Source organism: Skermanella rosea, assembly GCF_016806835.2.
Taxonomy (GTDB): Bacteria; Pseudomonadota; Alphaproteobacteria; order Azospirillales; family Azospirillaceae; genus Skermanella; species Skermanella rosea.
The window spans coordinates 5,087,262-5,107,996 of sequence record NZ_CP086111.1 but is presented as its reverse complement, the minus strand read 5'-3'; the positions used below and the strand labels follow the sequence as shown (position 1 = coordinate 5,107,996).

19 protein-coding genes are annotated in these 20,735 nt (G+C 69.5%); 14 read left to right on the top strand and 5 right to left on the bottom strand.

Annotated features, from left to right (window positions below):
• Nucleotides 1-21: 21 nt before the first annotated feature.
• Nucleotides 22-1,191: a pyridoxal-phosphate-dependent aminotransferase family protein gene (locus tag JL101_RS23835; RefSeq protein ID WP_203098045.1), complete on the bottom strand. Its 1,170-nt coding sequence runs from the start codon at nucleotides 1,189-1,191 to the stop codon at nucleotides 22-24.
• A gap of 117 nt (nucleotides 1,192-1,308) precedes the next feature.
• Between JL101_RS23835 and JL101_RS23830 the strand changes: the two genes are divergently transcribed.
• The 4 genes from JL101_RS23830 to JL101_RS23815 all read left to right on the top strand — a co-directional run bounded on the left by JL101_RS23830 (nucleotide 1,309) and on the right by JL101_RS23815 (nucleotide 7,313).
• Nucleotides 1,309-4,215: an FAD-binding and (Fe-S)-binding domain-containing protein gene (locus tag JL101_RS23830; protein ID WP_228435117.1), complete on the top strand. Its 2,907-nt coding sequence runs from the start codon at nucleotides 1,309-1,311 to the stop codon at nucleotides 4,213-4,215.
• On the top strand, nucleotides 4,212-4,886 hold the full coding sequence (locus JL101_RS23825; protein ID WP_203098043.1) for a GntR family transcriptional regulator: 675 nt from the start codon (nucleotides 4,212-4,214) through the stop codon (nucleotides 4,884-4,886). Before JL101_RS23830 ends, JL101_RS23825 begins: the two co-directional genes overlap by 4 nt.
• Nucleotides 4,887-5,106: 220 nt before the next feature.
• A complete protein-coding gene (locus tag JL101_RS23820) occupies nucleotides 5,107-5,961 on the top strand; it encodes an RpnC/YadD family protein (protein WP_203098042.1) in 855 nt (284 codons plus the stop codon).
• 104 nt (nucleotides 5,962-6,065) lie between these two features.
• Complete coding sequence (locus JL101_RS23815) at nucleotides 6,066-7,313, top strand: S41 family peptidase (protein ID WP_203098041.1); 1,248 nt, start codon at nucleotides 6,066-6,068, stop codon at nucleotides 7,311-7,313.
• 22 nt (nucleotides 7,314-7,335) lie between these two features.
• Here JL101_RS23815 and JL101_RS23810 read toward each other — a convergent pair whose 3' ends face one another.
• The gene (locus tag JL101_RS23810; protein WP_203098040.1) at nucleotides 7,336-8,634 is read right to left on the bottom strand and encodes a lytic murein transglycosylase; all 1,299 of its coding nucleotides are present in this window, start codon (nucleotides 8,632-8,634) and stop codon (nucleotides 7,336-7,338) included.
• A gap of 557 nt (nucleotides 8,635-9,191) precedes the next feature.
• Here JL101_RS23810 and fdhD point away from each other — a divergent pair.
• Together fdhD and mobA are read left to right on the top strand one after the other, a co-directional pair.
• Nucleotides 9,192-10,088: a formate dehydrogenase accessory sulfurtransferase FdhD gene (gene fdhD, locus JL101_RS23805; protein WP_203098039.1), complete on the top strand. Its 897-nt coding sequence runs from the start codon at nucleotides 9,192-9,194 to the stop codon at nucleotides 10,086-10,088.
• Complete coding sequence (gene mobA / locus JL101_RS23800) at nucleotides 10,075-10,710, top strand: molybdenum cofactor guanylyltransferase MobA (protein ID WP_203098038.1); 636 nt, start codon at nucleotides 10,075-10,077, stop codon at nucleotides 10,708-10,710. The genes fdhD and mobA overlap by 14 nt, the downstream gene beginning before the upstream one ends.
• Here the strand turns inward: mobA and JL101_RS23795 are convergent.
• Nucleotides 10,707-11,081 carry a response regulator gene (locus tag JL101_RS23795; protein ID WP_203098037.1) on the bottom strand — a complete coding sequence of 125 codons (375 nt, stop codon included), beginning with the start codon at nucleotides 11,079-11,081 and terminating at the stop codon, nucleotides 10,707-10,709. The two genes, mobA and JL101_RS23795, sit on opposite strands and share 4 nt — an antisense overlap.
• A 371-nt stretch (nucleotides 11,082-11,452) precedes the next feature.
• On the opposite strand from JL101_RS23795, the gene JL101_RS23790 reads away from it, so the two are divergent.
• Genes JL101_RS23790 through JL101_RS23770 form a run of 5 tightly spaced genes read left to right on the top strand, consistent with a single transcriptional unit; the run spans nucleotide 11,453 to nucleotide 16,127 of the window.
• A complete protein-coding gene (locus tag JL101_RS23790; protein WP_228435115.1) occupies nucleotides 11,453-12,445 on the top strand; it encodes a TRAP transporter substrate-binding protein in 993 nt (330 codons plus the stop codon).
• A gap of 6 nt (nucleotides 12,446-12,451) precedes the next feature.
• Nucleotides 12,452-12,997, top strand: coding sequence for a TRAP transporter small permease (locus JL101_RS23785; RefSeq protein WP_203098036.1), 546 nt, complete (start codon nucleotides 12,452-12,454; stop codon nucleotides 12,995-12,997).
• Nucleotides 12,998-13,018: 21 nt separating this feature from the next.
• Entirely contained in the window at nucleotides 13,019-14,323 is a 1,305-nt protein-coding gene (locus tag JL101_RS23780; protein ID WP_203098035.1) for a TRAP transporter large permease, read from the top strand.
• A gap of 3 nt (nucleotides 14,324-14,326) precedes the next feature.
• On the top strand, nucleotides 14,327-15,100 hold the full coding sequence (gene pxpB / locus JL101_RS23775; protein ID WP_203098034.1) for a 5-oxoprolinase subunit PxpB: 774 nt from the start codon (nucleotides 14,327-14,329) through the stop codon (nucleotides 15,098-15,100).
• A 4-nt stretch (nucleotides 15,101-15,104) separates the two neighbouring features.
• Nucleotides 15,105-16,127: a 5-oxoprolinase subunit C family protein gene (locus JL101_RS23770; RefSeq protein ID WP_203098033.1), complete on the top strand. Its 1,023-nt coding sequence runs from the start codon at nucleotides 15,105-15,107 to the stop codon at nucleotides 16,125-16,127.
• Nucleotides 16,128-16,231: 104 nt separating this feature from the next.
• Here JL101_RS23770 and JL101_RS23765 read toward each other — a convergent pair whose 3' ends face one another.
• Nucleotides 16,232-16,831, bottom strand: a complete 600-nt coding sequence (locus JL101_RS23765; protein WP_203098032.1) for a hypothetical protein — start codon at nucleotides 16,829-16,831, stop codon at nucleotides 16,232-16,234.
• Nucleotides 16,832-17,006: 175 nt separating this feature from the next.
• Between JL101_RS23765 and thrC the strand changes: the two genes are divergently transcribed.
• Genes thrC through JL101_RS23750 form a run of 3 tightly spaced genes read left to right on the top strand, consistent with a single transcriptional unit; the run spans nucleotide 17,007 to nucleotide 20,332 of the window.
• Complete coding sequence (gene thrC, locus JL101_RS23760) at nucleotides 17,007-18,434, top strand: threonine synthase (RefSeq protein WP_201076835.1); 1,428 nt, start codon at nucleotides 17,007-17,009, stop codon at nucleotides 18,432-18,434.
• Nucleotides 18,431-19,693, top strand: coding sequence for a M16 family metallopeptidase (locus JL101_RS23755; RefSeq protein ID WP_203098031.1), 1,263 nt, complete (start codon nucleotides 18,431-18,433; stop codon nucleotides 19,691-19,693). The genes thrC and JL101_RS23755 overlap by 4 nt, the downstream gene beginning before the upstream one ends.
• 48 nt (nucleotides 19,694-19,741) lie before the next feature.
• Nucleotides 19,742-20,332: a GNAT family N-acetyltransferase gene (locus JL101_RS23750; RefSeq protein WP_203098129.1), complete on the top strand. Its 591-nt coding sequence runs from the start codon at nucleotides 19,742-19,744 to the stop codon at nucleotides 20,330-20,332.
• 110 nt (nucleotides 20,333-20,442) lie between these two features.
• On the opposite strand, the gene JL101_RS23745 is transcribed toward JL101_RS23750, so the two are convergent.
• Nucleotides 20,443-20,718 carry a CopG family ribbon-helix-helix protein gene (locus JL101_RS23745; RefSeq protein ID WP_203098030.1) on the bottom strand — a complete coding sequence of 92 codons (276 nt, stop codon included), beginning with the start codon at nucleotides 20,716-20,718 and terminating at the stop codon, nucleotides 20,443-20,445.
• Nucleotides 20,719-20,735 lie beyond the last annotated feature (17 nt).

Below are 20,735 nucleotides of genomic sequence, written 5' to 3'. Positions count from 1 at the left end.
GCCGGGTTCCCCGCGCCGGCGTCAGGCGTTGCCGGTCAGGTACTCCATCGCCGCCTGGACGCCGCCCCGCTCGACCGGCACGCCGTGGGTCACCAGGCCCATCTCGACGCCGGACAGGGTGGCGCACAGCATCAGGTCGTTGAAGGAGCCCAGGTGGCCGATGCGGAAGACCTTGCCCTTCAGCCGGCCCAGCCCGTTGCCCAGCGACATGTCGAACCGCTCCAGGATGGTTTGGCGCAGCGCGTCGGCATCGACCCCGTCGGGCACCATGACGGCGGTCAGCGAGCTGGAATATTCCCGCGCGTCGGCCGCCAGGACCTCCAGCCCCCAGGCGCGGACGGCCCGGCGGGTCGCCTCGGCATGGCGGTCGTGGCGGGCGAAGACGTTGTCCAGCCCCTCCTCCATCAGCATGTCGATGGCGGCGTCCAGGCCGAACAGCAGGTTGGTCGCCGGGGTATAGGGGAAGTAGCCGGTCCCGTTGACGGAGATCATCGATTCCCAGTCCCAGTAGGAGCGGGGCAGGCGGGCGGACCGGGCGGCGGCGCGGGCCTTGTCGCTGACGGCGTTGAAGCTGAGGCCGGGCGGCAGCATCAGCCCCTTCTGGGAGCCGCCGACCGTGACGTCGACGCCCCACTCGTCGTGGCGGTAGTCGATCGAGCCCAGGGAGGAGATGGTGTCGACCAGGAACAGCGCCGGATGGCCGGTGCGGTCGATCGCGGCCCGGATCTCCGGGATGCGGCTGGCGACGCCGGTCGAGGTCTCGTTGTGGACGACGCAGACCGCCTTGATGGCGTGCCCGCGGTCCTCGGCCAACCGGGCCTCGATCGCGGCCGGGTCGGCGCCGTGGCGCCAGTCGCCGGGCAGGAATTCCGGCTCCAGTCCCAGGCGGGCCGCCAGTTCGCGCCACAGGCTGGCGAAATGCCCCGTCTCCGCCATCAGGACGCGGTCGCCGGGGGAGAGGGTGTTGACCAGCGCCGCTTCCCAGGCGCCGGTTCCGGACGCTGGATAAATGACCACCGGCGACGCCGTGCGGAAGATCCCCTTGATGCCGTCGAGCACCTTCGCGCCGAGGCGCCCGAAGTCGGGTCCGCGGTGGTCGATGGTCGGATGGTCGATCGCCCGGAGGATGCGGTCCGGGACGTTGGTCGGGCCGGGGATCTGAAGGAAATGACGTCCGCTGTGCGCCGGCATGGCGGCTCCTCTTTTATGAAATGGTGGTTTCCTCGCCTGTGAATGCATTATACATTGATAATTATGAATGCAAAATCAAAACGGGTTTCAGCCCGCCGAGGCGAGGGAGAAAAGCTGGTGCGCGACACGGGACTTGCCAGGAGGCTGCAGGGCGCGATCGAGGGCGAGGTTCTATTTGGGGATTTCGACCGCGGGCGCTATGCCACCGACGCGTCGATCTACCAAGTCCAGCCGATCGGCGTGGTGGTCCCGCGCACGGTCGCGGACGTCGCGGCAACCCTGGAGATCGCCCGGGAACAGGGGGTGCCGGTCCTGCCGCGCGGCGGCGGCACCTCCCAGAACGGCCAGACCGTCGGCGAGGCGCTGGTGGTGGACGTCAGCCGGCACCTGAACGCCATCGCGGAGTTCGACGCGGAGTCGCGCCGGGTCGCGGTGGAGCCGGGCATCGTGCTGGACAAGCTCAATACTTTCCTGCGCAAGCATGGGTTGTTCTTCCCGGTGGAGCCGTCCACCGCCAGCCGCTGCACGATCGGCGGCATGGCGGGCAACAATTCCTGCGGGGCGCGCTCGCTCCGCTACGGCAAGATGGTCGACAACGTGCTGTCGATCGACGCGATCCTGTCCGACGGGGAGGCCATGCGCTTCGGCCCGGTGCCGGGCAACCCCGACGCCGCCGCCGGCTCGCCCGCTTTCCTGGACCTGGTCCGGCGGGTCCGCGCCGTGGCGGGGCGGGAGGCGGCGGAGGTCGAGGCCCGCTTCCCCAAGGTCCAGCGCCGGGTCGGCGGCTACAACCTGGACAGCGTGGTGCCGGGAGACGGCCTCGGCGGCAACAACATGGCCCACCTGCTGGTGGGCTCCGAAGGCACGCTGGCCTTCACGACGCGGGTCGAACTGGAGGTCCAGCCGGTGCCGACGCACCGCGTGCTGGGCGTCTGCCATTTCCCGACCTTCCGCTCGGCGATGGTCGCGACCCGGCATCTGGTGGAGCTGGGGCCGGTCGCGGTCGAGCTGGTGGACCGCAACATCATCGAGCTGGGCCGCGCGATCCCGCAGTTCAACGCGACGCTCGGCCGGTTCGTGCGCGGCGAGCCCGATTCGCTGCTGCTGGTCGAGTTCGCCGGCGCCGACCGGGACGCGCTGGTGCGGGAGCTGAAGCGGCTGGACCAGGCCATGGCCGACCTGGGTTTCCCCGACGCTGTGGTGGAGGTGGTCGACCCGGTTCAGCAGCGCTCGATCTGGGAGGTGCGCGAGGCCGGGCTGAACATCATGATGTCCATGAAGGGGGACGGCAAGCCGGTCTCCTTCATCGAGGACTGCGCGGTGCCGCTGGAGCATATTGCCGACTATACCGACGGGCTGAACGAGGTCTTCGCCCGGCACGGCACGACCGGCACCTGGTACGCCCATGCCTCCGTCGGGTGCCTGCATGTCCGCCCGATCCTGAACCTGAAGGAGGCCGACGGCGCGCGCAGGATGCGGGCCATTGCGGAGGAGGCCTTCGCCCTGGTGCGGGCCTACAAGGGCTCCCATTCGGGCGAGCACGGCGACGGGATCTCCCGCTCGGAGTTCCACGAGAGCATGTTCGGGACGCGGCTGGTCCGGGCCTTCGAGGAGATCAAGGACACCTTCGACCCGAAGGGAATGATGAACCCGGGCAAGATCGTCCGGGCGCCGCGCATGGACGACCGGACGCTGTTCCGCTACGGCCCGGATTACGCCCCCCAACCCCTGGAGCCGGCGCTGGACTGGTCCGACTGGGGCGGCTGGTCGCGCGCGGTCGAGATGTGCAACAACAACGGCACCTGCCGGAAGTCCAACCCCGGGGTGATGTGCCCGTCGTTCAGGGCGACCCAGGACGAGAAACACGTGACCCGCGGGCGGGCCAACGCGCTGCGGCTGGCGCTGACCGGCCAGCTCGGGCCGGACGCGCTGGTCTCGGACGAGATGTACGAGACCATGGACCTTTGCGTGGGCTGCAAGGGCTGCAAGCGCGAATGCCCGACCGGCGTGGACATGGCGCGGATGAAGATCGAGTTCCTGCACCATTACCGCAAGCGCCACGGCCTGCGGCCGATGGACAGGCTGGTCGCGTTCCTGCCGCGCTACGCCGCCAAGGCGGCCCGGCTGGGCGGCGTCGCCGGCCTGCGCGACCGGGTGCCGGCGCTGGCCCGGCTGAGCGAGCGGATGCTGGGCTTCAGCGCCCGGCGCAGCCTGCCGGCGTGGCGGCGCGACTGGTTCCGGGCCGACGAGACCGAGCGCAATCCCGGCGGGCCGGAGGTCGTGCTGCTGGCCGACACCTTCGACACCTATTTCGAGCCGGAGAACCTGCGGGCGGCGCGGGCTGTGCTGGAGGCCGGCGGCTACCGGGTGAGGACCGCGCGTGCCGGCGGGGAAAAGCGGCCGCTGTGCTGCGGGCGGACCTTCCTGGCCTCCGGCCTGGTGGAGGAGGCGCGGGCCGAGGCCCGACGCACGGTCGCGGCGCTGGCCCCCTTCGTGGCGCGCGGCGTGCCGGTGATCGGGCTGGAGCCGAGCTGTCTGCTGACGCTCCGCGACGAATTCAAGGCGCTGCTGCCGGGGGAGGATACCGACGCGCTGGCCGGACAGGCGCTGCTGCTGGAGGAGTTCCTGGCGCGGGAGGACGCGGCGGGCCGGCTGAAGCTGCCCCTGAAGCCCCTGGCGGCGAAGCGCGCCCTGGTCCACGGCCACTGCCACCAGAAGGCTTTCGGGGCCATGGGCTCTGTCGAGAAGGCCCTGCGGCTGGTGCCGGGGCTGGAGGTCGAGGTGATCGACAGCGGCTGTTGCGGCATGGCGGGGGCTTTCGGCTTCGACGCGAAGCATTATGATGTGTCCATGAAGATGGCCGAGCTTTCCCTCCTGCCGGCGGTCCGGGCGGCCGACGCGGAGACCCTGATCGTCGCCGACGGCACCAGTTGCCGTCACCAGATCCACGACGGCGCCCGGCGCTCCGCGATCCACGTCGCGCGGGTGCTCGAACAGGCGCTTGGGCAGGAGGCACGGGCATGACCGACGCGCTGGTGGAACCGGCCGGCCGGATCGCGCGGCGCTCGCTCCACGACGAGGTGGTCGAGCGGGTGCGGGGGCTGGTGCTGGAGGGCGAGCTGGCGCCGGGCAGCCGGGTGCCGGAGAAGCAGCTGTGCGAGCAGTTCGGCATCTCGCGCACGCCGCTGCGCGAGGCGCTGAAGGTGCTGGCCTCGGAAGGACTGCTGGAGCTGCTGCCCAACCGCGGCGCCGTGGTGACCAAGCTGACCGCCCGCGACGTGGACGAGATGTTCGAGGTGATGGGCGCGCTGGAGGCGCTGTCGGGCGAACTGGCCTGCGCCCGGATCGGCGACGCCGGGATATCCGCGATCCGCGCCCTCCACGAGCGCATGGTCGAGCATTACCGGCGGGGCGAGCTGCCGGACTATTTCCGGCTGAACCAGCGCATCCACGAAAGCATCATGGATGCGTCCGGGAACGCCACGCTGCGCACCCTGTACGACGGCCTCGCCACCCGCATCCGCCGCGCCCGCTACATGGCGAACATGTCGGACGCAAGGTGGAAGCAGGCGGTGGACGAGCACGAGGAGATCCTGGCGCTCCTGGAGCGCCGCGATGGCGTCGGCCTGGGAGCGGCGCTGCGGCGGCACCTGAGCAACAAATGCGAGGTCGTGAAGGCGGCGTTCACGGATTAGGGCCGCAGATGCACGCCGATGGACGCAGATGGGTTTCTGCCTCCGGGGAGTACGCGGTCCGCCGGCGCTGATCCAGGATTCTTATCTGAGTTCATCTGCGTGCATCTGCGGCCGAAAATGGAAAGCCCTCCCCGCGTCACCGCACCGCATGGACCGGCGCGTGCGGAACCGCGATGGATTGCCCGCCGGGCATGCCCCGGCATGCGGCAAGGGGCGGGACATGGCGAACGGCTACGACGCGACGGTCAAGGAACTGGTCTGGGCCGGCGCCCCGGCCCTGCTGAGGATGCTGGCCGGCGACCGGGTCGCCAGCTTCCTGTCGGCCGAGTTCTCCTCCGTGCGCCAGCGCCGCCCGGACATGGTCGCCGAGCTGGATGGCGGCGGCCTGTTCCACGTGGAGTTCCAGGTCGGCCGCGAGGACATGGCCTGGCGCATGCTGGAATACTACGCCCTGATCTCCCGGCACCACGGCGGCGCCCCGGTGACCCAGCTGGTGCTCCATCTCGGCGAGCGCGGCGAGGACGGCCCGCCCGGCATCCGCCACCCCAACCTGACCTTCCGCTACGAGGTGCGCTACATCGCCGACCTGGACGCCGGGCCGCTGCTCGACAGCCCGGCGCCGGAGGACGCGGTGCTGGCAATCCTGTGCCGATGCGACGATATTAGGGAGCGCGTCCGCCGCATCCTGGCCCGCCTCGCCCCGCTGCCCCGGCGCGAGCGCTCGGACGCCGCGGCCAAGCTGCTGATCCTGTCCCAGTTGCGCAGGGCGACCCCGGTCGTCAAGGAGGAGTTGGAGACTATGGCGATCCAGTTCAACATCAAGGAACACCCTTACCTCAGCGAGATCTTCGCCCAAGGTTTGGAGGAGGGCAAGGCCGAGGGCGAGGCGAAAGGCCGGGCGGAAGCGCTCCTCCGGCTGATCGAGCGCCGCCATGTCGCCGTGTCGGAGGAAACCGGGCGCCGCATCCGCGCGGGGAATGTTGCCGACCTCGATCGTTGGCTGGACGCCGTCATCGACGCCTCCGACCTCACCGCGGCCGATCTCGACGCCATCCTGGCCCCGCCGCGCCACTGACTCTCCGCGGCTCCGACCGGGACATAATTTCACACCAAATTTTAACCTTAAGCTCTGTAGGCTTGGCTCATTCCCTTGCGTTCTCGTGGAAAAGGAATGCGCCTATGAGCCGGACCCGCGTCGCCCTCGTCGCTTCCCTGCTTCTGTTCGCCCCGCTCCAGGCCTGGGGGCAAACGGAGGCGGCATCGGCGGAGGAGATGTCCCGGTCGCAGGCGCTGAACCTGTTCAACGCCGCCTTCGCCGATCTGCGGGCCGGGTATGTGGATCAGGTCGACGCCGATTCGCTGGTGGAGGCGGCCATCGGAGGGCTGCTGGCGTCGCTCGATCCCCATTCCAAATACCTCAATCCAGACCGCTATGCGGAGAACAAGGCGCAGAACAGCGGCGAATTCGGCGGCGTCGGCGTCGAGATGGCGGTCGAGAACGGGCTGGTAAAGGTGTTGGCCCCGATCGAGGACTCGCCGGCTTTCCGCGCCGGCGTACTGGCCGGCGACCTGTTCACCCACATCAACGGCCAGCCGGTCCGCGGCGTCACCCTGAGCGAGGCGATGGACCGCATGCGTGGCAGCGTCGGCACGCCCCTGACGGTGACGATCCAGCGCGGTCCGGACGGCAAGACCTTCGAGCTGACCCTGGTGCGCGAGATGGTCAAGAGCCCGGCGGTGCGCTGGCGGGTGGAAGGCACCGTCGGATACATCAAGATCAGCGGTTTCACCCAGCAGACCCAGCCGGGCCTGGAGAAGGCCCTGGCGGCGCTGGACGCACAGCTAGGCGACCGGCTGACCGGCTATGTGGTCGATCTGCGCGACAATCCGGGCGGGCTGGTCAAGCAGGCGATCTCGGTCTGCGACAGTTTCCTCGACCAGGGGGAGATCGTCTCGACGCGCGGCCGCGGCGCGCTGTCGGAGCGGCGCTATTGGGCGACGCCCGGCGACCTCGCCCGCGGCAAGCCCATCGTCCTGCTGGTCAACGGCCGCAGCGCCTCCGCCTCGGAGATCGTCGCGGGCGCCCTGCAGGACCAGCGCCGGGCCGTCGTCCTGGGCAGCCAGACCTTCGGCAAGGGGTCGGTCCAGACCATCACGCCGCTGTCCAACCGGGGGGCGACGCGGATGACCACGGCGCGCTACTACACGCCGTCGGGCCGCTCGATCCAGGCGCTGGGGATCACGCCGGATGTCGTCGTGGAGGCGGCAAAGGTGATGCCGGTGGGCGCCCGGTCCGGGGCGGGCATCCAGGCCGGGGCCAAACCCGAGGATTACCAGCTGACCCGGGCGCTCGACATCGTGCGCGGGGCCGCGATGTTCGCAGCCCCCTCACAGGCCGCATCCCAGCAGGCGGAGTTGGTGCGCTAGGCACCGGCCCCGTCCCGCTCCCTCAGGACGCCGAAGCCGTCGTCCTCAGCCGGTCCAGCAGCGTGCTTGACGCGAAGCCATCGGCGGGAAGGTTCTGCGACTTCTGGAAGGCCCGGATCGCCCCCCGGGTATTGGCGCCGATGATGCCGTCGGGATTGCCGACCGGCAGGCCGCGCGCGCCCAGCAGGCGCTGAAGCTCGAACCGCTCGTCGCGGCTGAGCGGGCGCTCGTCGCGCGGCCAGCTGCCCTGGACCCCCGGCCGGCCGGCCATGCGGTCACTCAGGTAGGAGACCGCCAGCGCGTAGCTGCTGGAGTTGTTGTAGCGCAGGATCGAGCGGAAATTGTTCATCACCAGGAACGCAGCACCCCTGTGGCCGGCGGGCAGCAGGATCGCCGCCTCGGCCTGGTCGGGCAGAGCGCGCGTGCCGGTTGCCTGCCGGACGCCGAGGCGGCGCCATTCCGCGACGGGCTTGCGCACGGACATGTCGGCCAGCTCGTAGTCGAATCCGGCGGGCAGCACGGCTTCGGCGCCCCAGGGTTCGCCCGCGCGCCAGCCGACGTCCCGCAGGTATCCCGCGGTCGAGCCGAACACGTCGGGCAGGCTGTTCCACAGGTCGCGCCGGCCGTCGCCGTCGCGGTCCACCGCGTGGCCGGCATAGGTCGTCGGGATGAACTGGGTATGGCCCATGGCGCCGGCCCAGGAGCCGACCAGCCGCCCCTGCGGCGCGTCGCCCCGGTCGATGATGCGGAGCGCCTCCAGAAGCTGCTCGCGCCAGAAATCGGCCCGGCGGCCGTGCCAGGCGAGCGTGGCAAGCGCCTCGACCACGTTGTAGCTGCCCATGTTGCCGCCGAAATTGCTCTCCATCGCCCAGATCGCGACGACGATCTCGGGCGGCACCCCGTAGTCGCGCTCGACGCCCGAGAGCAGGCCGCGCTGCACGGAGAGCTGTTCGCGGCCGCGGGTGATCCGGGTCTCGCTGACGGCGCCGTCGAGATAGCTCCAGACCGGACGGACGAATTCCGGCTGGCTGCTGTCCGAGGCCAGCACTTCGGGCAGCACGCGCAATCCGGACAGGCTGCGGTCCACCGTCGCCGGGCCGACCCCGGCGGCGCGCGCATCGGCCCGGAATCCGGCCAGCCATGTCTGGAAGTCGGCTTCCTGCGCCGCGGGGTCCGCCGTCAGGGGTGCCGCCTGGTCGGCGACGCCCGGCGGCGGCTTGATGCCCGGAACGGGCAGGGGTTCGCCCCCCGCCGAGGAACAGCCCGCCGACGCCACGACCGCGGCGGCCAGAAAGATGATGTGTGAAGTCTTCAGTCCCATGCGCCGACCCGCTGTTGCACCCGTAACGCTCTCAATAGAGGTGTTGAGTTCCGGGCACAAGCGGCAGCCGGCGAGGCGGCGACGTCCCGGGAACTCTCACTTTAGGAGGATTTCGTGCCTTTTTCGTATAAATCCGTGATGAAGGTCACTGAGAACGCCCGGTGGATGGCCGATCCTCCGATCCGCAGCGGCTCGGCCGAACGGTCTATGTTGCAACGCGGCATCAGCTTGCGACAAAGTGTAAAACCCGCCTTTTGATTGAGGCTACCTTGCCATGAATTTGATGTATCTCATGACAGGCGGCTTTTTTCTTGGGCATGGTCATGGCAGAGCACAGGCATCGGAGTAACGGAGGCTCCAGGATGGACAGTTTCGTCAAGGACTGGGCACGGTGGTCGGTGGCCGAGCGCTATACCGCGATCGGCGTCGTCGCGGCCTCGCTGATCGGCGTGGCGACCCATCTCCTGCTCGACGTGATCTGATCGGCGGATCCGGCTTTGGGCGCGGTGCCGCGCGCCGTGCTTGCTTGACCGGGGCGGCCGAATTACGCTCGCCCCATGGAAGAGTCCCCCAAGGAAGAATTCGTCGTCCGCCCGGATCCCGCGGACCCGCGCCTGACGAAGCGGGTCGCCGGCATCGACCAGACCGGCGCCCCGATCGAAACCTCGGTCACCGTCGAGCGCCCCCTGACCCTGTTCCTCAACGGTCAGGAGATCGTCACCATGATGACGATCTGCGATTATCCCGAGTACCTGGCGCTGGGATACCTGCTGAACCAGAACATGCTGCGCACCGACGACCGCGTCACAGACATCGTCTATGACGACGAGATCGAGACGGTGGTGGTGCGGACCGAGCGCCCGACCGACTTCGAACAGAAGCTGAAGAAGAAGACGCTGACCTCCGGCTGCGCCCAGGGCACGGTGTTCGGCGACCTGATGGAGAAGTTCGGCGACATCCGCCTGTCCTCCACCGCGCGGCTGAAGACCTCCTGGCTGGCGGCGCTGACCCGCAAGATCAACACCGCGCCCAGCCTCTACCTGGAGGCCGGCGCGATCCATGGCTGCGTCCTGTGCCAGGAGGACAGGCCGCTTGTCTATATGGAGGATGTCGGCCGCCACAACGCCGTGGACAAGGTGGCGGGATACATGTGGCGGCACGGCCTGGGGCCGGAGGACAAGATCTTCTACACGACGGGCCGCCTGACCTCGGAAATGGTGATCAAGACGGTGCAGATGGGCATTCCCATCCTGGTGTCGCGCAGCGGCTTCACCGCCTGGGGCGTGGAACTGGCGCGCGAGGCCGGGCTGACGCTGATCGGCCGCGCCCGGGGGCGCCGCTTCGTGGCGCTGGCGGGGGAGGAGCGGATCGAGTTCGATCTCGCCTCGGGCGAGGGCGACGACGAGCCCGCCGCGCACCGCAGGAAGGGGAGCCGGGGCGATGACGGGGAGTAAAGCGGAGGAGGTCGTCGGCGTGCTGCTGGCCGGAGGGCTGTCGCGCCGCATGGGCGGCGGCGACAAGACGCTGCGGCTGCTGGCCGGCCGGTCGATCCTGGACCGGATCATCGATCGCGTCCGGCCCCAGGTGGGCCGGCTCGTGCTCAACGCCAACGGCGACCCGACGCGATTCGCCATGACCGGGCTGGAGGTCGTCCCCGACGTGGTGCCGGACTATGCCGGGCCGCTGGCCGGCGTGCTGAGCGGGCTGGACTGGGCGGCGGAGAACGTCCCCGGCGCCCGCTGGGTCGCGAGCTTCGCGACCGACGCGCCGTTCCAGCCGGCCGACCTGGTGGAGCGTCTGCGCGCCGCCGCGGAGCGGGAGGGCGCCGACATGGCCTGCGCCCGGTCCGGCGGGCGCGAGCACCCCGTGTTCGGCCTGTGGCCGGTCCATCTGCGCCACGACCTGCGCCGGGCCATGATCGAGGAGCAGATCCGCAAGGTCGATGTCTGGACGGCGCGGTACCGGCTGGCGATCGCCGATTTCGACGCCGACCGGGTCGATCCCTTCTTCAACACCAACCGCCCCGACGATCTTGCGGAAGCGGAGCGGCTGGTGGAGGGTGGTCTCGTCGATTAATGCCGGGCGGCGGCCGCGATGAGGCGGTCCAGGTCGCTGATTCGGTAAGGCTTGGAGACCCACCCCGCCGCAGGCGACTCGCCGCGGGAGGATCCGATCACCTCGTCGATCGCGTTGCCGCGGCAGATCACCACGGGAATCCCGAGCCGGCCCGAGATTTCGCGGGCGGCGTCGATGCCCTCGTTCCGGTCGGAGAGGCCGCCGTCCACGACGGCCACGTCCGGGCGGTGCAGCTCGGCCAGCCGTACGGCGTCCGGGGCGGTATCGGCCCAGGCGCAGACTTCGTAACCGAGATCCATCAGTCCGAATCGCACGGCCCAGGCGATCAGGGGATCATTTTCCGCAACGATCAGGCGGGTTTTATGGTCCATATCTTGCCTCCACAGGGGCGACCGACCCAAGGCTTATGGGTATCCCTATATCTTGGGTGCTGCAATTAGTCTCAACGATATACGGTGTGGTTTGTCGCGCCGGGCATCCGGATTTTTGCTCCGGCACCTCGAAAGCCGTCCACGGGCCGCGCGGAGGAACTACCACGCGCCGGTGCCCTTGGCAAAACCCGGTATATGCGATTCATTTCGGGCAATTCCCGGTACCGCCGTTCGTGCCGACGGCCCTGTCTGGACGCTTGACCGTCCCTCCCCGACAGGCGAGCATCGTTCCACACCGCCTGGCGCGACAAAAATGGCGGACCTGGGGCTAAAGGCCCGAGGCTTCACGGTTACAGACAGGGGACGTGTCGATGCGACGTTTGATGACCGCTGCCGTGGCTGCAGCAAGCTTGGCGGCGAGCTTCATGGTATCCGGGGCGATGTCCACGGCGGCCTGGGCCCAGACCAAGTGGGACCTGCCCACGGCCTATCCCGACAGCAACTTCCACACGCAGACGCTGCGCTGGTTCGCCGACGAGGTCCGTCGCGCCACCGACGGGCAACTCGACATCACGCTGCATAGCAACGCCTCGCTGTTCAAGATGCCGGAAATCAAGCGGGCGGTCCAGACGGGCCAGGTGCCGGCCGGCGAGATCCTGCTGTCCGCCTACGGCAACGAGGACCCGCTGTTCGAGGCCGACGCCATCCCGTTCCTGGCGGCGGGCTATCCGGCGGCGCGCAAGCTGTACGAGGTGCAGAAGCCGCTGCTGGAGAAGCGCCTGGCCGACCAGGGCATCCGGCTGCTCTACTCGGTCGCCTGGCCGGGGCAGGGCATCTACACCAAGCGGGAGATCGCCAAGGTCGGCGATTTTCGCGGCATCAAGTTCCGCGCCTACAACGCCGCCACCGCCCGGCTGGCCGAGCTGCTGGGCGCCGCGCCGACCACCGTGCAGCAGGCCGAGGTGCCGCAGGCCTTCGCGACCGGCGTGGTCGACGCGATGATCACGTCGGGCGCCACCGGCGTGGACACCAAGGCGTGGGAGTTCTCCAAGTTCTACTATGACACCTCGGCCATGCACCCGCGCAACATCGTGATGGTCGGCGAGCGCGCCTGGCGCCGCCTGCCCGAGGAGGTGCGGACCAGCGTGCTGGAAATCGCCGCCAAGGCGGAGGCGCGCGGCTGGGCCGAGAGCGAGCGGATCGCCGAGGAAACCAAGAAGACCATGGGCCAGAACGGGCTGACCATCGTCACGCCGTCGGAGGCCCTGATGGGCGACGTCCGCGCGGTCGGCCGCACCATGGTCGACGAGTGGGTCAAGAAGGCCGGGGCGGACGGGCAGAAGATCGCCGACGCGCTGAAGTAACGGCCGATGCGCAGGCTTCTCGACGGGCTGTACCGGCTGTGCGGCTGGCTCGCGGCCTTCTTCCTGGTCGCGATCGCCGTGCTGATCCTGCTCCAGGTCGGCGGACGGCTGGTCGGGGTCCTGATCCCGTCCAGCGACGACCTGGCCGGATTCGCCATGGCGGCCTCGTCCTTCCTGGGACTGGCCTACGCGCTGCGGGCCGGCGGCCACATCCGGGTCAGCCTTGTCCTGCAGCGCCTGTCCGGCGGCCCGCGCCGCTGGGCGGAGCTGTGGTGCCTGGCCGCGGGAAGCCTGCTGACCGGCTACTTCGCCTGGTACAGCGGCGCCATGACGTGGGAATTCTTCACCTTCGGGGACGTCTCGCCGGGGCTGCTGCCGATCCCGCTGTGGATCCCCCAGAGCACCATGACCCTGGGCCTGGCGCTGATCTGCGTGGCGCTGGTCGACGACCTCGTCGCGGTGGCGAAAGGACGGCCCGCCAGCTACGAGGGGGCCGAGGGCGACCTGCTCGAGTCCGAGAAGCTGGCGGCCGGCCCCGATGCGAAGCTCTGATTGCAGGAAAAGGCCTCGCCCTTGGACCCCCTGATCCTCTCCGCCGTCCTGATCGTCCTGCTGCTGCTCCTGCTCGCCAGCGGCATCTGGGTGGCGCTGTCGCTGCTGGCGGTCGGGCTGATCGCCATGGTGTTCTTCACCTCCGCCCCGTCGGGGCTGGTCATGGCGACCACCGTGTGGGGGGCCAGTGCCAGCTGGACGCTCACCGCCCTGCCGCTGTTCATCTGGATGGGCGAGATCCTGTTCCGCACCCGCCTGTCGGAGGACATGTTCCAGGGGCTGGCGCCCTGGATGGCGCGGCTGCCCGGCCGGCTGATGCATGTCAACATCGTGGGCTGCGGGATCTTCGCCGCGGTGTCCGGCTCCTCCGCCGCGACCTGCGCCACGATCGGCCGGATGTCGCTGCCCGAGCTGAAGCGGCGCGGCTACGACGAGCGGATGAGCATCGGCACGCTGGCCGGTTCCGGGACCCTGGGGCTGCTGATCCCGCCGTCGATCATCATGATCGTCTATGGCGTGGCGGCCGACGTGTCGATCGGCCGGCTGTTCATCGCCGGGGTGCTGCCCGGCATCCTGCTGATCGCCCTGTTCATGGGCTATGTCGTGGTCTGGTCGCTTATGAACCCGGACCGCACGCCGCCGGGCGGGCCGGCGATGACCCTGGGCGAGCGGCTGCGGGCCTCGCGCCGGCTGATCCCGGTGGTGGTGCTGATCGCCGCCGTGATCGGCTCGATCTATTCCGGGATCGCCACCGCGACCGAGGCGGCGGCGCTGGGCGTCGCCGGAGCCCTGGTGCTGTCCGCGGCGTCGGGGACGCTGACCTGGAACAGCTTCCGGGAAAGCCTGATGGGCGCCATGGTCACCTCCAGCATGATCGCCTTCATCCTGGCCGGGGCCGCCTTCCTGACGGTCGCCATGGGCTTCACCGGAATCCCGCGCGTGCTGGCCCAGTTCATCAACGATCTCGGCCTGTCGCCCCTGGCGCTGCTGGCGGCGTTGACGGTGTTCTTCGTGCTGCTGGGCTGCTTCCTCGACGGGATTTCCATGGTGGTGCTGACCACGTCGGTCGTCATGCCGATGGTCCAGGCCGCCGGGATCGATCCGCTGTGGTTCGGGATCTATATCGTGCTGGTGGTCGAGATGGCCCAGATCACCCCGCCGGTGGGGTTCAACCTGTTCGTGCTGCAAGGGCTGACCGGGCGGGACATCCTGTATGTCGCCCGGGCGGCCCTGCCGTTCTTCCTGATCCTGGTCGTCGCCATCGTTCTGGTCACAGTCTTCCCCGGCATCGTGACCTGGCTGCCGGCCCAGATGATCGGCGGCTGAGACATGGCCGGAACCGCATCCGGCACGGCTTGCGACAAGCCGCGTTTCCTGCCCGCGGGCGACGCCGCGCTGACGGTCGAGTTCGGCGCCGCGATCGACGGGGAGATCAACGGCCGCGTGCTGGCGCTCGACGCGGTCCTGGCGGAGGCGGCCCTGCCCGGCGTGGTCGAGACGGTGCCCACTTACCGCTCGCTGCTCGTCCAGTTCGATCCGGCCGTGCTGACCCATGCCGAGCTGGCGGCGGCGATGGCGGCCCTTGGACCCGCCCCCGATGGCGGGAAGGCCGCGGCGCGGCGCTGGACCATCCCGGTCGCCTATGGCGGCGAGCACGGCATCGACCTGGAGGAGGTCGCCCGCCACCACGGCATCACGGCGGAGGAGGTCGTCCGGCTCCACCTGTCCGGCGACTACCGGGTCTACATGATCGGGTTCGCGCCCGGCTTCGCCTATCTGGGCGGATTGTCGGAAGCGCTGCACACGCCGCGCCGGCGCGATCCCCGGATGAGGGTGCCGGCCGGGACCATCTCCATCGGCGGCATGCAGGCCGCGGTCTGCTCGACCCCGATCCCATCGGGATGGCACCTGCTGGGGCGGACGCCGGTCCGGGGATTCGACCTGCGGCGGCCCGACCCCTTCCTGTTCCGGCCCGGGGACCGGATCCGCTTCGTCCGGATCGACGCGGAAGAGTTCGGCCGGCTGGATGCGCTGGCGGAGGCCGGCGGCTACCTGCCGGAGCCGGACGGACCTGCCGGCGGGTCCGCGGGAGGGGAGGATTGAGCCGATGGCCGATCTGATCGTCCTTCAGCCCGGTCCCCAGGCCACGATCCAGGATCTCGGCCGCGTCGGCTGGCAGCGCTTCGGGATCGCCGCGGCCGGAGCCATGGACCCGCCGTCGCTGCGCGCCGCCAACCTGCTGGCCGGCAATCCACCCGGGGCCGCCGCGGTCGAGTTCACCCTGGCGGGCGGGGAGTACGAGGCAGAGGGGGCCACGCTGCGCCTGGCCGTCGCGGGCGGGGATTTCCAGGTCGCCGTGGACGGCGAGCCGGTGCCGCCCTGGACCGGCTTCGACCTGGAGCCGGGGCAGCGCCTGAGGATCGGCGCCGCCCGCGACGCGCTCCGCGGATACCTGGCGGTCGGCGGCGGCTTCGCCCTGGCGCCGCAACTGGGCAGCCTGTCCACCCATGTCCGCTCCGGCCTGGGCGGGCTGGAGGGCAGGGCGCTCCGGGCGGGGGACCGTCTGCCGCTGGCCGCCGGCGCGGTGCCCGCGGGTCCGCCGCTCGCCCTCGACCCGCAGGGGCTGCCGCCCCGGCGGGAGGTGCTGCGCGTGGTGCTGGGGCCGCAGGACGATCATTTCACGGCCGCCGGGATCGAGACCTTCCTGACCGGTGCCTATGCCGTGACGGCCGATGCCGACCGCATGGGCTATCGGCTGAACGGGCCGGAGATCGAGCATGCCGGCGGGTTCAACATCATCTCCGACGGGATTGCCGCCGGCAGCGTCCAGGTTCCCGGCACCCGCCAGCCCATCGTGCTGCTGGCCGACCGCCAGCCGACCGGGGGCTATCCCAAGATCGCGACCGTCATAACGCCCGACCTGCCGTCGCTGGCCCAGGCGCGTGCGGGCGACGCGGTCCGGTTCCAGGCCGTCGATCCGGCCGAGGCGGTGGCGATCCGCCGGAACTGGGAGGCGATGCTCGGCCGGATGGGAGAATGGCTGGCCCCGGCGGGCGCGGGGCGGGAGCTGGACAGCGAGCGCCTGCTCGGCATCAACCTGGTGGGTGGCGTGGTGGATGGGCTCGCCTGAGTTGCCGGGCTGCAAGAGAGATGATCGGCCACAGATGACGGCGATGGGCAGAGATACTTCCCGGATTGTCCCTGCCTGTCGCCGTCATCCGCGGCAAGAGAGTCTCAGATCCGGTAGCCGGCGCGGAGCGGGGACAGGGGCACGCTGGCGCGGATCGCTTCCAGCATGAAATAGCGGGTCATCTGGAGCGTGTCGGTGCGCCAGTACAGCTTGTGCAGGTCGTTGATCAGGAAGTCCGGTTCCAGGTTGGCGTAGCAGTAGGTCTCTACCCAGGTCTGGTCCGGCTCGGTGGGGGAGGCCGCGTCGCGCCAGCCGATCATCCAGCCGGCATGGCCGGCCCCGGTGGCCCAGCGCTCGAAATGGGGGGCGACCGTGCTGGACCCGATCGGCTTGACCACCGGGATGGAGTAGACCACGACGAAGCGCCGGACGTTCAGCTGCATCTTCATCAGCAGGTCTTCGCCGAAGGCGTTGATCAGGTAGGCGGCGTCGGAGGTGCCTGTCACATGCCGGGTCTCGACCCGGGCGCGGGTCACATGGGCCAGCGTCGTCGGCCGGGCCTCCTCGCCGAACCGGGGCATGTCGTATTCGACCGACGATAGGATGGACGGCATCTGGACCGTCAGGAACTCCTCGGTTTCCCGCTGGGCGGCATCCAGGCTGAGGTCGGGGGTCGTCGCAGGCTGGGAAGCGGGCTGGAGCATCGCCGGAAGATCCGTTTCTGGGTTGGGCAGGGTACGCCCGCAACAACCCGATCCATGCGCCTTTTGTTTCGCTGCCCTGTTCGATGGAGACGTCCCCGGCCCTTGCGCCCGCACTGGCTCACTGGCTAGTGTACGATGGCCGGCGGACCGGGCACGCACGTGGAGACTATTCAGCTTGCGCTACATCAGCACGCGGGGCGCGGCCCCGACACTCGCCTTCGACGAAGTTCTGCTCGCCGGGCTTGCGCGCGACGGCGGTCTGTACGTGCCTGAGACCTGGCCGACCTTCACGCCCGACGAGATCCGCGCGATGCGCGGGCTTCCCTATGCCGAGCTCGCGGTCCGGGTCATGGCGCCCTTCCTGGGCGGCCGGGTGACCGAGGCGGAGTTCGCGGGCCTGGTTCGCGACGCCTATGCCGGTTTCGACCATGCCGCGGTGACGCCGCTGGTGCAGCTCGACCAGAGCACCTGGGTGATGGAGTTGTTCCACGGGCCGACGCTGGCCTTCAAGGACGTGGCGCTTCAGCTGCTCGGCCGGCTTTTCGACCATGTGCTGGCCAAGAAGGCCGAGCATGTGACGATCGTCGGCGCCACCTCCGGCGACACCGGGTCGGCGGCGATCGAGGCCTGCCGGGACCGCGAGGCGGTCGATATCTTCATCCTGCACCCCAAGGGCCGCACGTCGGAGGTGCAGCGCCGCCAGATGACGACGGTGCTATCGGACAATGTCCATAACATCGCGCTGGAAGGCTCGTTCGACGATTGCCAGGACCTGGTCAAGGCGATGTTCAACGACACGTCCTTCCGGGACGAGCAGAACCTGTCGGCGGTCAATTCGATCAACTGGGCCCGCATCATGGCCCAGATCGTCTATTACTTCGCGGCGGCGATCGAGCTGGGGGCGCCGGACCGGCAGGTCTCCTTCGCCGTGCCGACCGGCAATTTCGGCAATGTCTACGCCGCCTACGGCGCGCGGGCCATGGGCCTGCCGATCCAGCGGCTGGTGGTCGGGACCAACTCCAACGACATCCTGGCGCGTTTCTTCGCCACGGGCACGATGCAGACCCAGGCCGTGATGCCGACCATCAGCCCCAGCATGGACATCCAGATCTCCAGCAACTTCGAGCGGCTGCTGTTCGACCTCTACGACCGCGACGGCCCGGCGCTGAACCAGTGCATGGGGCGGTTCCGGTCCGGCGGCTCCTTCGCCGTGACCCCGGCCCAGCTGGAGCGCGCCCGCCTGGTGTTCAACGGCCACAAGGTGGACGAGGAGCTGACCCGCGCGACCATGGCGGAGACCCGCCGGCTGGCCGGCGGCCTGTTGATCGACCCGCACACCGCCGTGGGCTTGGCCGCCGCGCGCGCCGAGCAGCCCCATATCGATCCGGCCGTTCCCCTGGTGGCGCTCGCCTGTGCCCACCCCGCCAAATTCCCCGATGCGGTCGAACGGGCGACCGGCGTGCGTCCGCCGCTGCCGCCCCGTCTGGCCGACCTTTACGAGCGCGAGGAGCGCGTCACCGTGCTGCCCAACGACCTCAGGGCCGTCCAGGCCTTCGTCCGATCCCGAGCCCGCCGCACCGCCGCAGGGCAGAGGAGCGCATGAGTACCATCAAGGTAACGACTCTTCCCAACGGCCTCCGGGTCGCCACCGACAGCATGCCCCATGTGGAGACGACGTCGCTCGGCGTCTGGGTCGGCGTCGGCACCCGCAACGAGCGGGCCGAGGTCAACGGCGTCGCCCATCTGGTCGAGCACATGGTGTTCAAGGGCACGCCGACCCGGACCGCCTTCGACATCTCCGAGCAGATCGAGGCGGTCGGCGGCCACATGAACGCCTATACCACCCGCGAGCACACGGCCTATTACGCCAAGGTGCTGAAGGAGGATGCCGCCCTCGCCCTCGACGTGATCGGCGACATGCTCCAGCACAGCCTGCTGGACGAGGACGAGCTGGTCCGCGAGCGCGACGTGGTGTTGCAGGAGATCGGGCAGGCCGAGGACACGCCCGACGACATCATCTTCGACCATTTCCAGGCCTGCGCCTTCCCCGACCAGGCGCTCGGCCGCCCAGTGCTGGGACAGCCGGAAATCATCGGCGCCCTGCCGCGCGACGCGCTGGTGGACTATATCGGCGGCAATTATTCCGGCAGGACCATGGTGCTGGCGGCTTCCGGCCGGATCGACCACGGCTGGCTGGTCGAGAAGGCGGCGGAGGTCTTCCGCGACCTGCCGGCCCCGGTGGATCCGGCGGCGCTCGACCCGGCGCGATATACCGGCGGCGATTTCCGCGAGGACCGCGACCTGGAGCAGATGCACATCGTGCTGGGGTTCGAGGGCGTCGGCGTCCACGACCCGGACTATTACGCCCATTCCGTGCTGTCGACCCTGCTGGGCGGCGGCATGTCGTCCCGGCTGTTCCAGGAAGTGCGCGAGAAGCGGGGGCTCGCCTACAGCGTCCATACCTTCTCCGGCGCCTACGAGGACGGCGGCCTGTTCGGCGTTTATGCCGGGACCGGGCCGGAAAAGGTCGGCGAACTGGTGCCGGTGATGTGCGACGAGCTGTGCAAGGTGGCCCTCGACGTCACCGACGAGGAAGTCCGCCGCGCCCGCGCGCAGCTGAAGGCCGGCATGCTGATGGCGCTGGAAAGCACCATGTCGCGCTGCGAGCAGCTGGGCCAGCAAATGGTAATTTTTGACCGTCCCGTGCCGGTCACCGAGATGGTGGAGAAGATCGACGCGGTCGATGCCGCCGCCGTGCGCCGCGCCGCCCTCCGGTTGCGCGCCAAGGCGCCGACCGTGACCGCGCTGGGACCCCTGGACGGGCTTGAGGATTATGGGCGGATCGCCGCGCGCCTGTCCTGACGCCGTGTTCCCGCCATGGAAGATTCATCCGGGGGATGGCGCAGGGCCGTGATCGGATTGCTGAGGAATGGTCTGATCAGTCCGCCCGCGATACGGCTCGACGGCCAGAGGGTCTCGATCCGGCCGCCGATGGCGCGTGACTGGCAGGAATGGTCCGACCTGCGCGAGCGCAGCCGCGCTTTCCTGACGCCGTGGGAACCGACCTGGCCGGCGGATGCGCTGGCCCGCACCGCCTATCTGCGCCGGCTGCGCCGCCAGCTCATCGAGTGGCGTGACGACGAGGCCTACAGCTTCCTGGCCGTGGAGCGCCGCACCGACCGGGTGGTCGGCGGGATCGGCCTGAGCAACATAAGGCGCGGCGTGGCGCAGACGGGCACGCTGGGCTACTGGGTCGGCGAGACCTATGCCCGGCGCGGCTACATGAGCGAGGCGACCCGCCTGACTCTGGACTTCGCCTTCGGCCAGCTGGGACTTCATCGGATCGAAGCGGCGTGCCTTCCGACCAACGCGCCGAGTCGGGGCCTGCTGGAAAAGGTGGGCTTCCAGTACGAGGGCTATGCAAGGGGCTACCTGAGGATCGACGGCGCTTGGCGCGACCACGTGCTCTACGCGATCCTGCGGGAGGAGTGGCGGGGCTGAGGATCGTAGGTCGGCCTCGGCCGAAGGCCGACGCCGACAGCATGGCCGGAGCGTTGACGCAGGGTGTCGGCGTTCGCCCTGACGGGCGAAGGCCGACCTACCGCACTTATTTATTGATCACGGGGAAGGATGGCGCCATCTGCCGATATCCTGGTACCGAGGCTGTCGGCCCAGGCTTGTACAGACTGATGGTCGATGACGCAGCCGGAGGCTACGTCGGCCAGTGCCTCCAGGGTGAGGCGCCTCCGCTCTTCCTCTTGTTCGACCCAAACTGACGGAGCCTGCCTGACGATCCAATCGTGCGGGCGATTGAGGCGCGCTGCCAACTGTTCCACTTTCTCGGCGAGCGGCAGCGGCACGTGCGCGGTCAGCACCTTGGTTTCCATACGGCAACTCGGCTCAG

Bases quoted from the DNA above. Each gene is read 5' to 3' on its own strand.
- fdhD (WP_203098039.1), top strand. From the start codon at position 9,192: ATGGAAGAGTCCCCCAAGGAAGAATTCGTCGTCCGCCCGGATCCCGCG.
- JL101_RS23810 (WP_203098040.1), bottom strand. From the start codon at position 8,634: ATGGGACTGAAGACTTCACACATCATCTTTCTGGCCGCCGCGGTCGTG.
- JL101_RS23765 (WP_203098032.1), bottom strand. From the start codon at position 16,831: ATGCTCCAGCCCGCTTCCCAGCCTGCGACGACCCCCGACCTCAGCCTG.
- JL101_RS23745 (WP_203098030.1), bottom strand. From the start codon at position 20,718: ATGGAAACCAAGGTGCTGACCGCGCACGTGCCGCTGCCGCTCGCCGAG.
- JL101_RS23785 (WP_203098036.1), top strand. From the start codon at position 12,452: ATGCGCAGGCTTCTCGACGGGCTGTACCGGCTGTGCGGCTGGCTCGCG.
- pxpB (WP_203098034.1), top strand. From the start codon at position 14,327: ATGGCCGGAACCGCATCCGGCACGGCTTGCGACAAGCCGCGTTTCCTG.
- JL101_RS23790 (WP_228435115.1), top strand. From the start codon at position 11,453: ATGCGACGTTTGATGACCGCTGCCGTGGCTGCAGCAAGCTTGGCGGCG.
- JL101_RS23815 (WP_203098041.1), top strand. From the start codon at position 6,066: ATGAGCCGGACCCGCGTCGCCCTCGTCGCTTCCCTGCTTCTGTTCGCC.
- JL101_RS23820 (WP_203098042.1), top strand. From the start codon at position 5,107: ATGGCGAACGGCTACGACGCGACGGTCAAGGAACTGGTCTGGGCCGGC.
- JL101_RS23795 (WP_203098037.1), bottom strand. From the start codon at position 11,081: ATGGACCATAAAACCCGCCTGATCGTTGCGGAAAATGATCCCCTGATC.
- mobA (WP_203098038.1), top strand. From the start codon at position 10,075: ATGACGGGGAGTAAAGCGGAGGAGGTCGTCGGCGTGCTGCTGGCCGGA.
- JL101_RS23755 (WP_203098031.1), top strand. From the start codon at position 18,431: ATGAGTACCATCAAGGTAACGACTCTTCCCAACGGCCTCCGGGTCGCC.
- JL101_RS23835 (WP_203098045.1), bottom strand. From the start codon at position 1,191: ATGCCGGCGCACAGCGGACGTCATTTCCTTCAGATCCCCGGCCCGACC.
- JL101_RS23825 (WP_203098043.1), top strand. From the start codon at position 4,212: ATGACCGACGCGCTGGTGGAACCGGCCGGCCGGATCGCGCGGCGCTCG.
- JL101_RS23770 (WP_203098033.1), top strand. From the start codon at position 15,105: ATGGCCGATCTGATCGTCCTTCAGCCCGGTCCCCAGGCCACGATCCAG.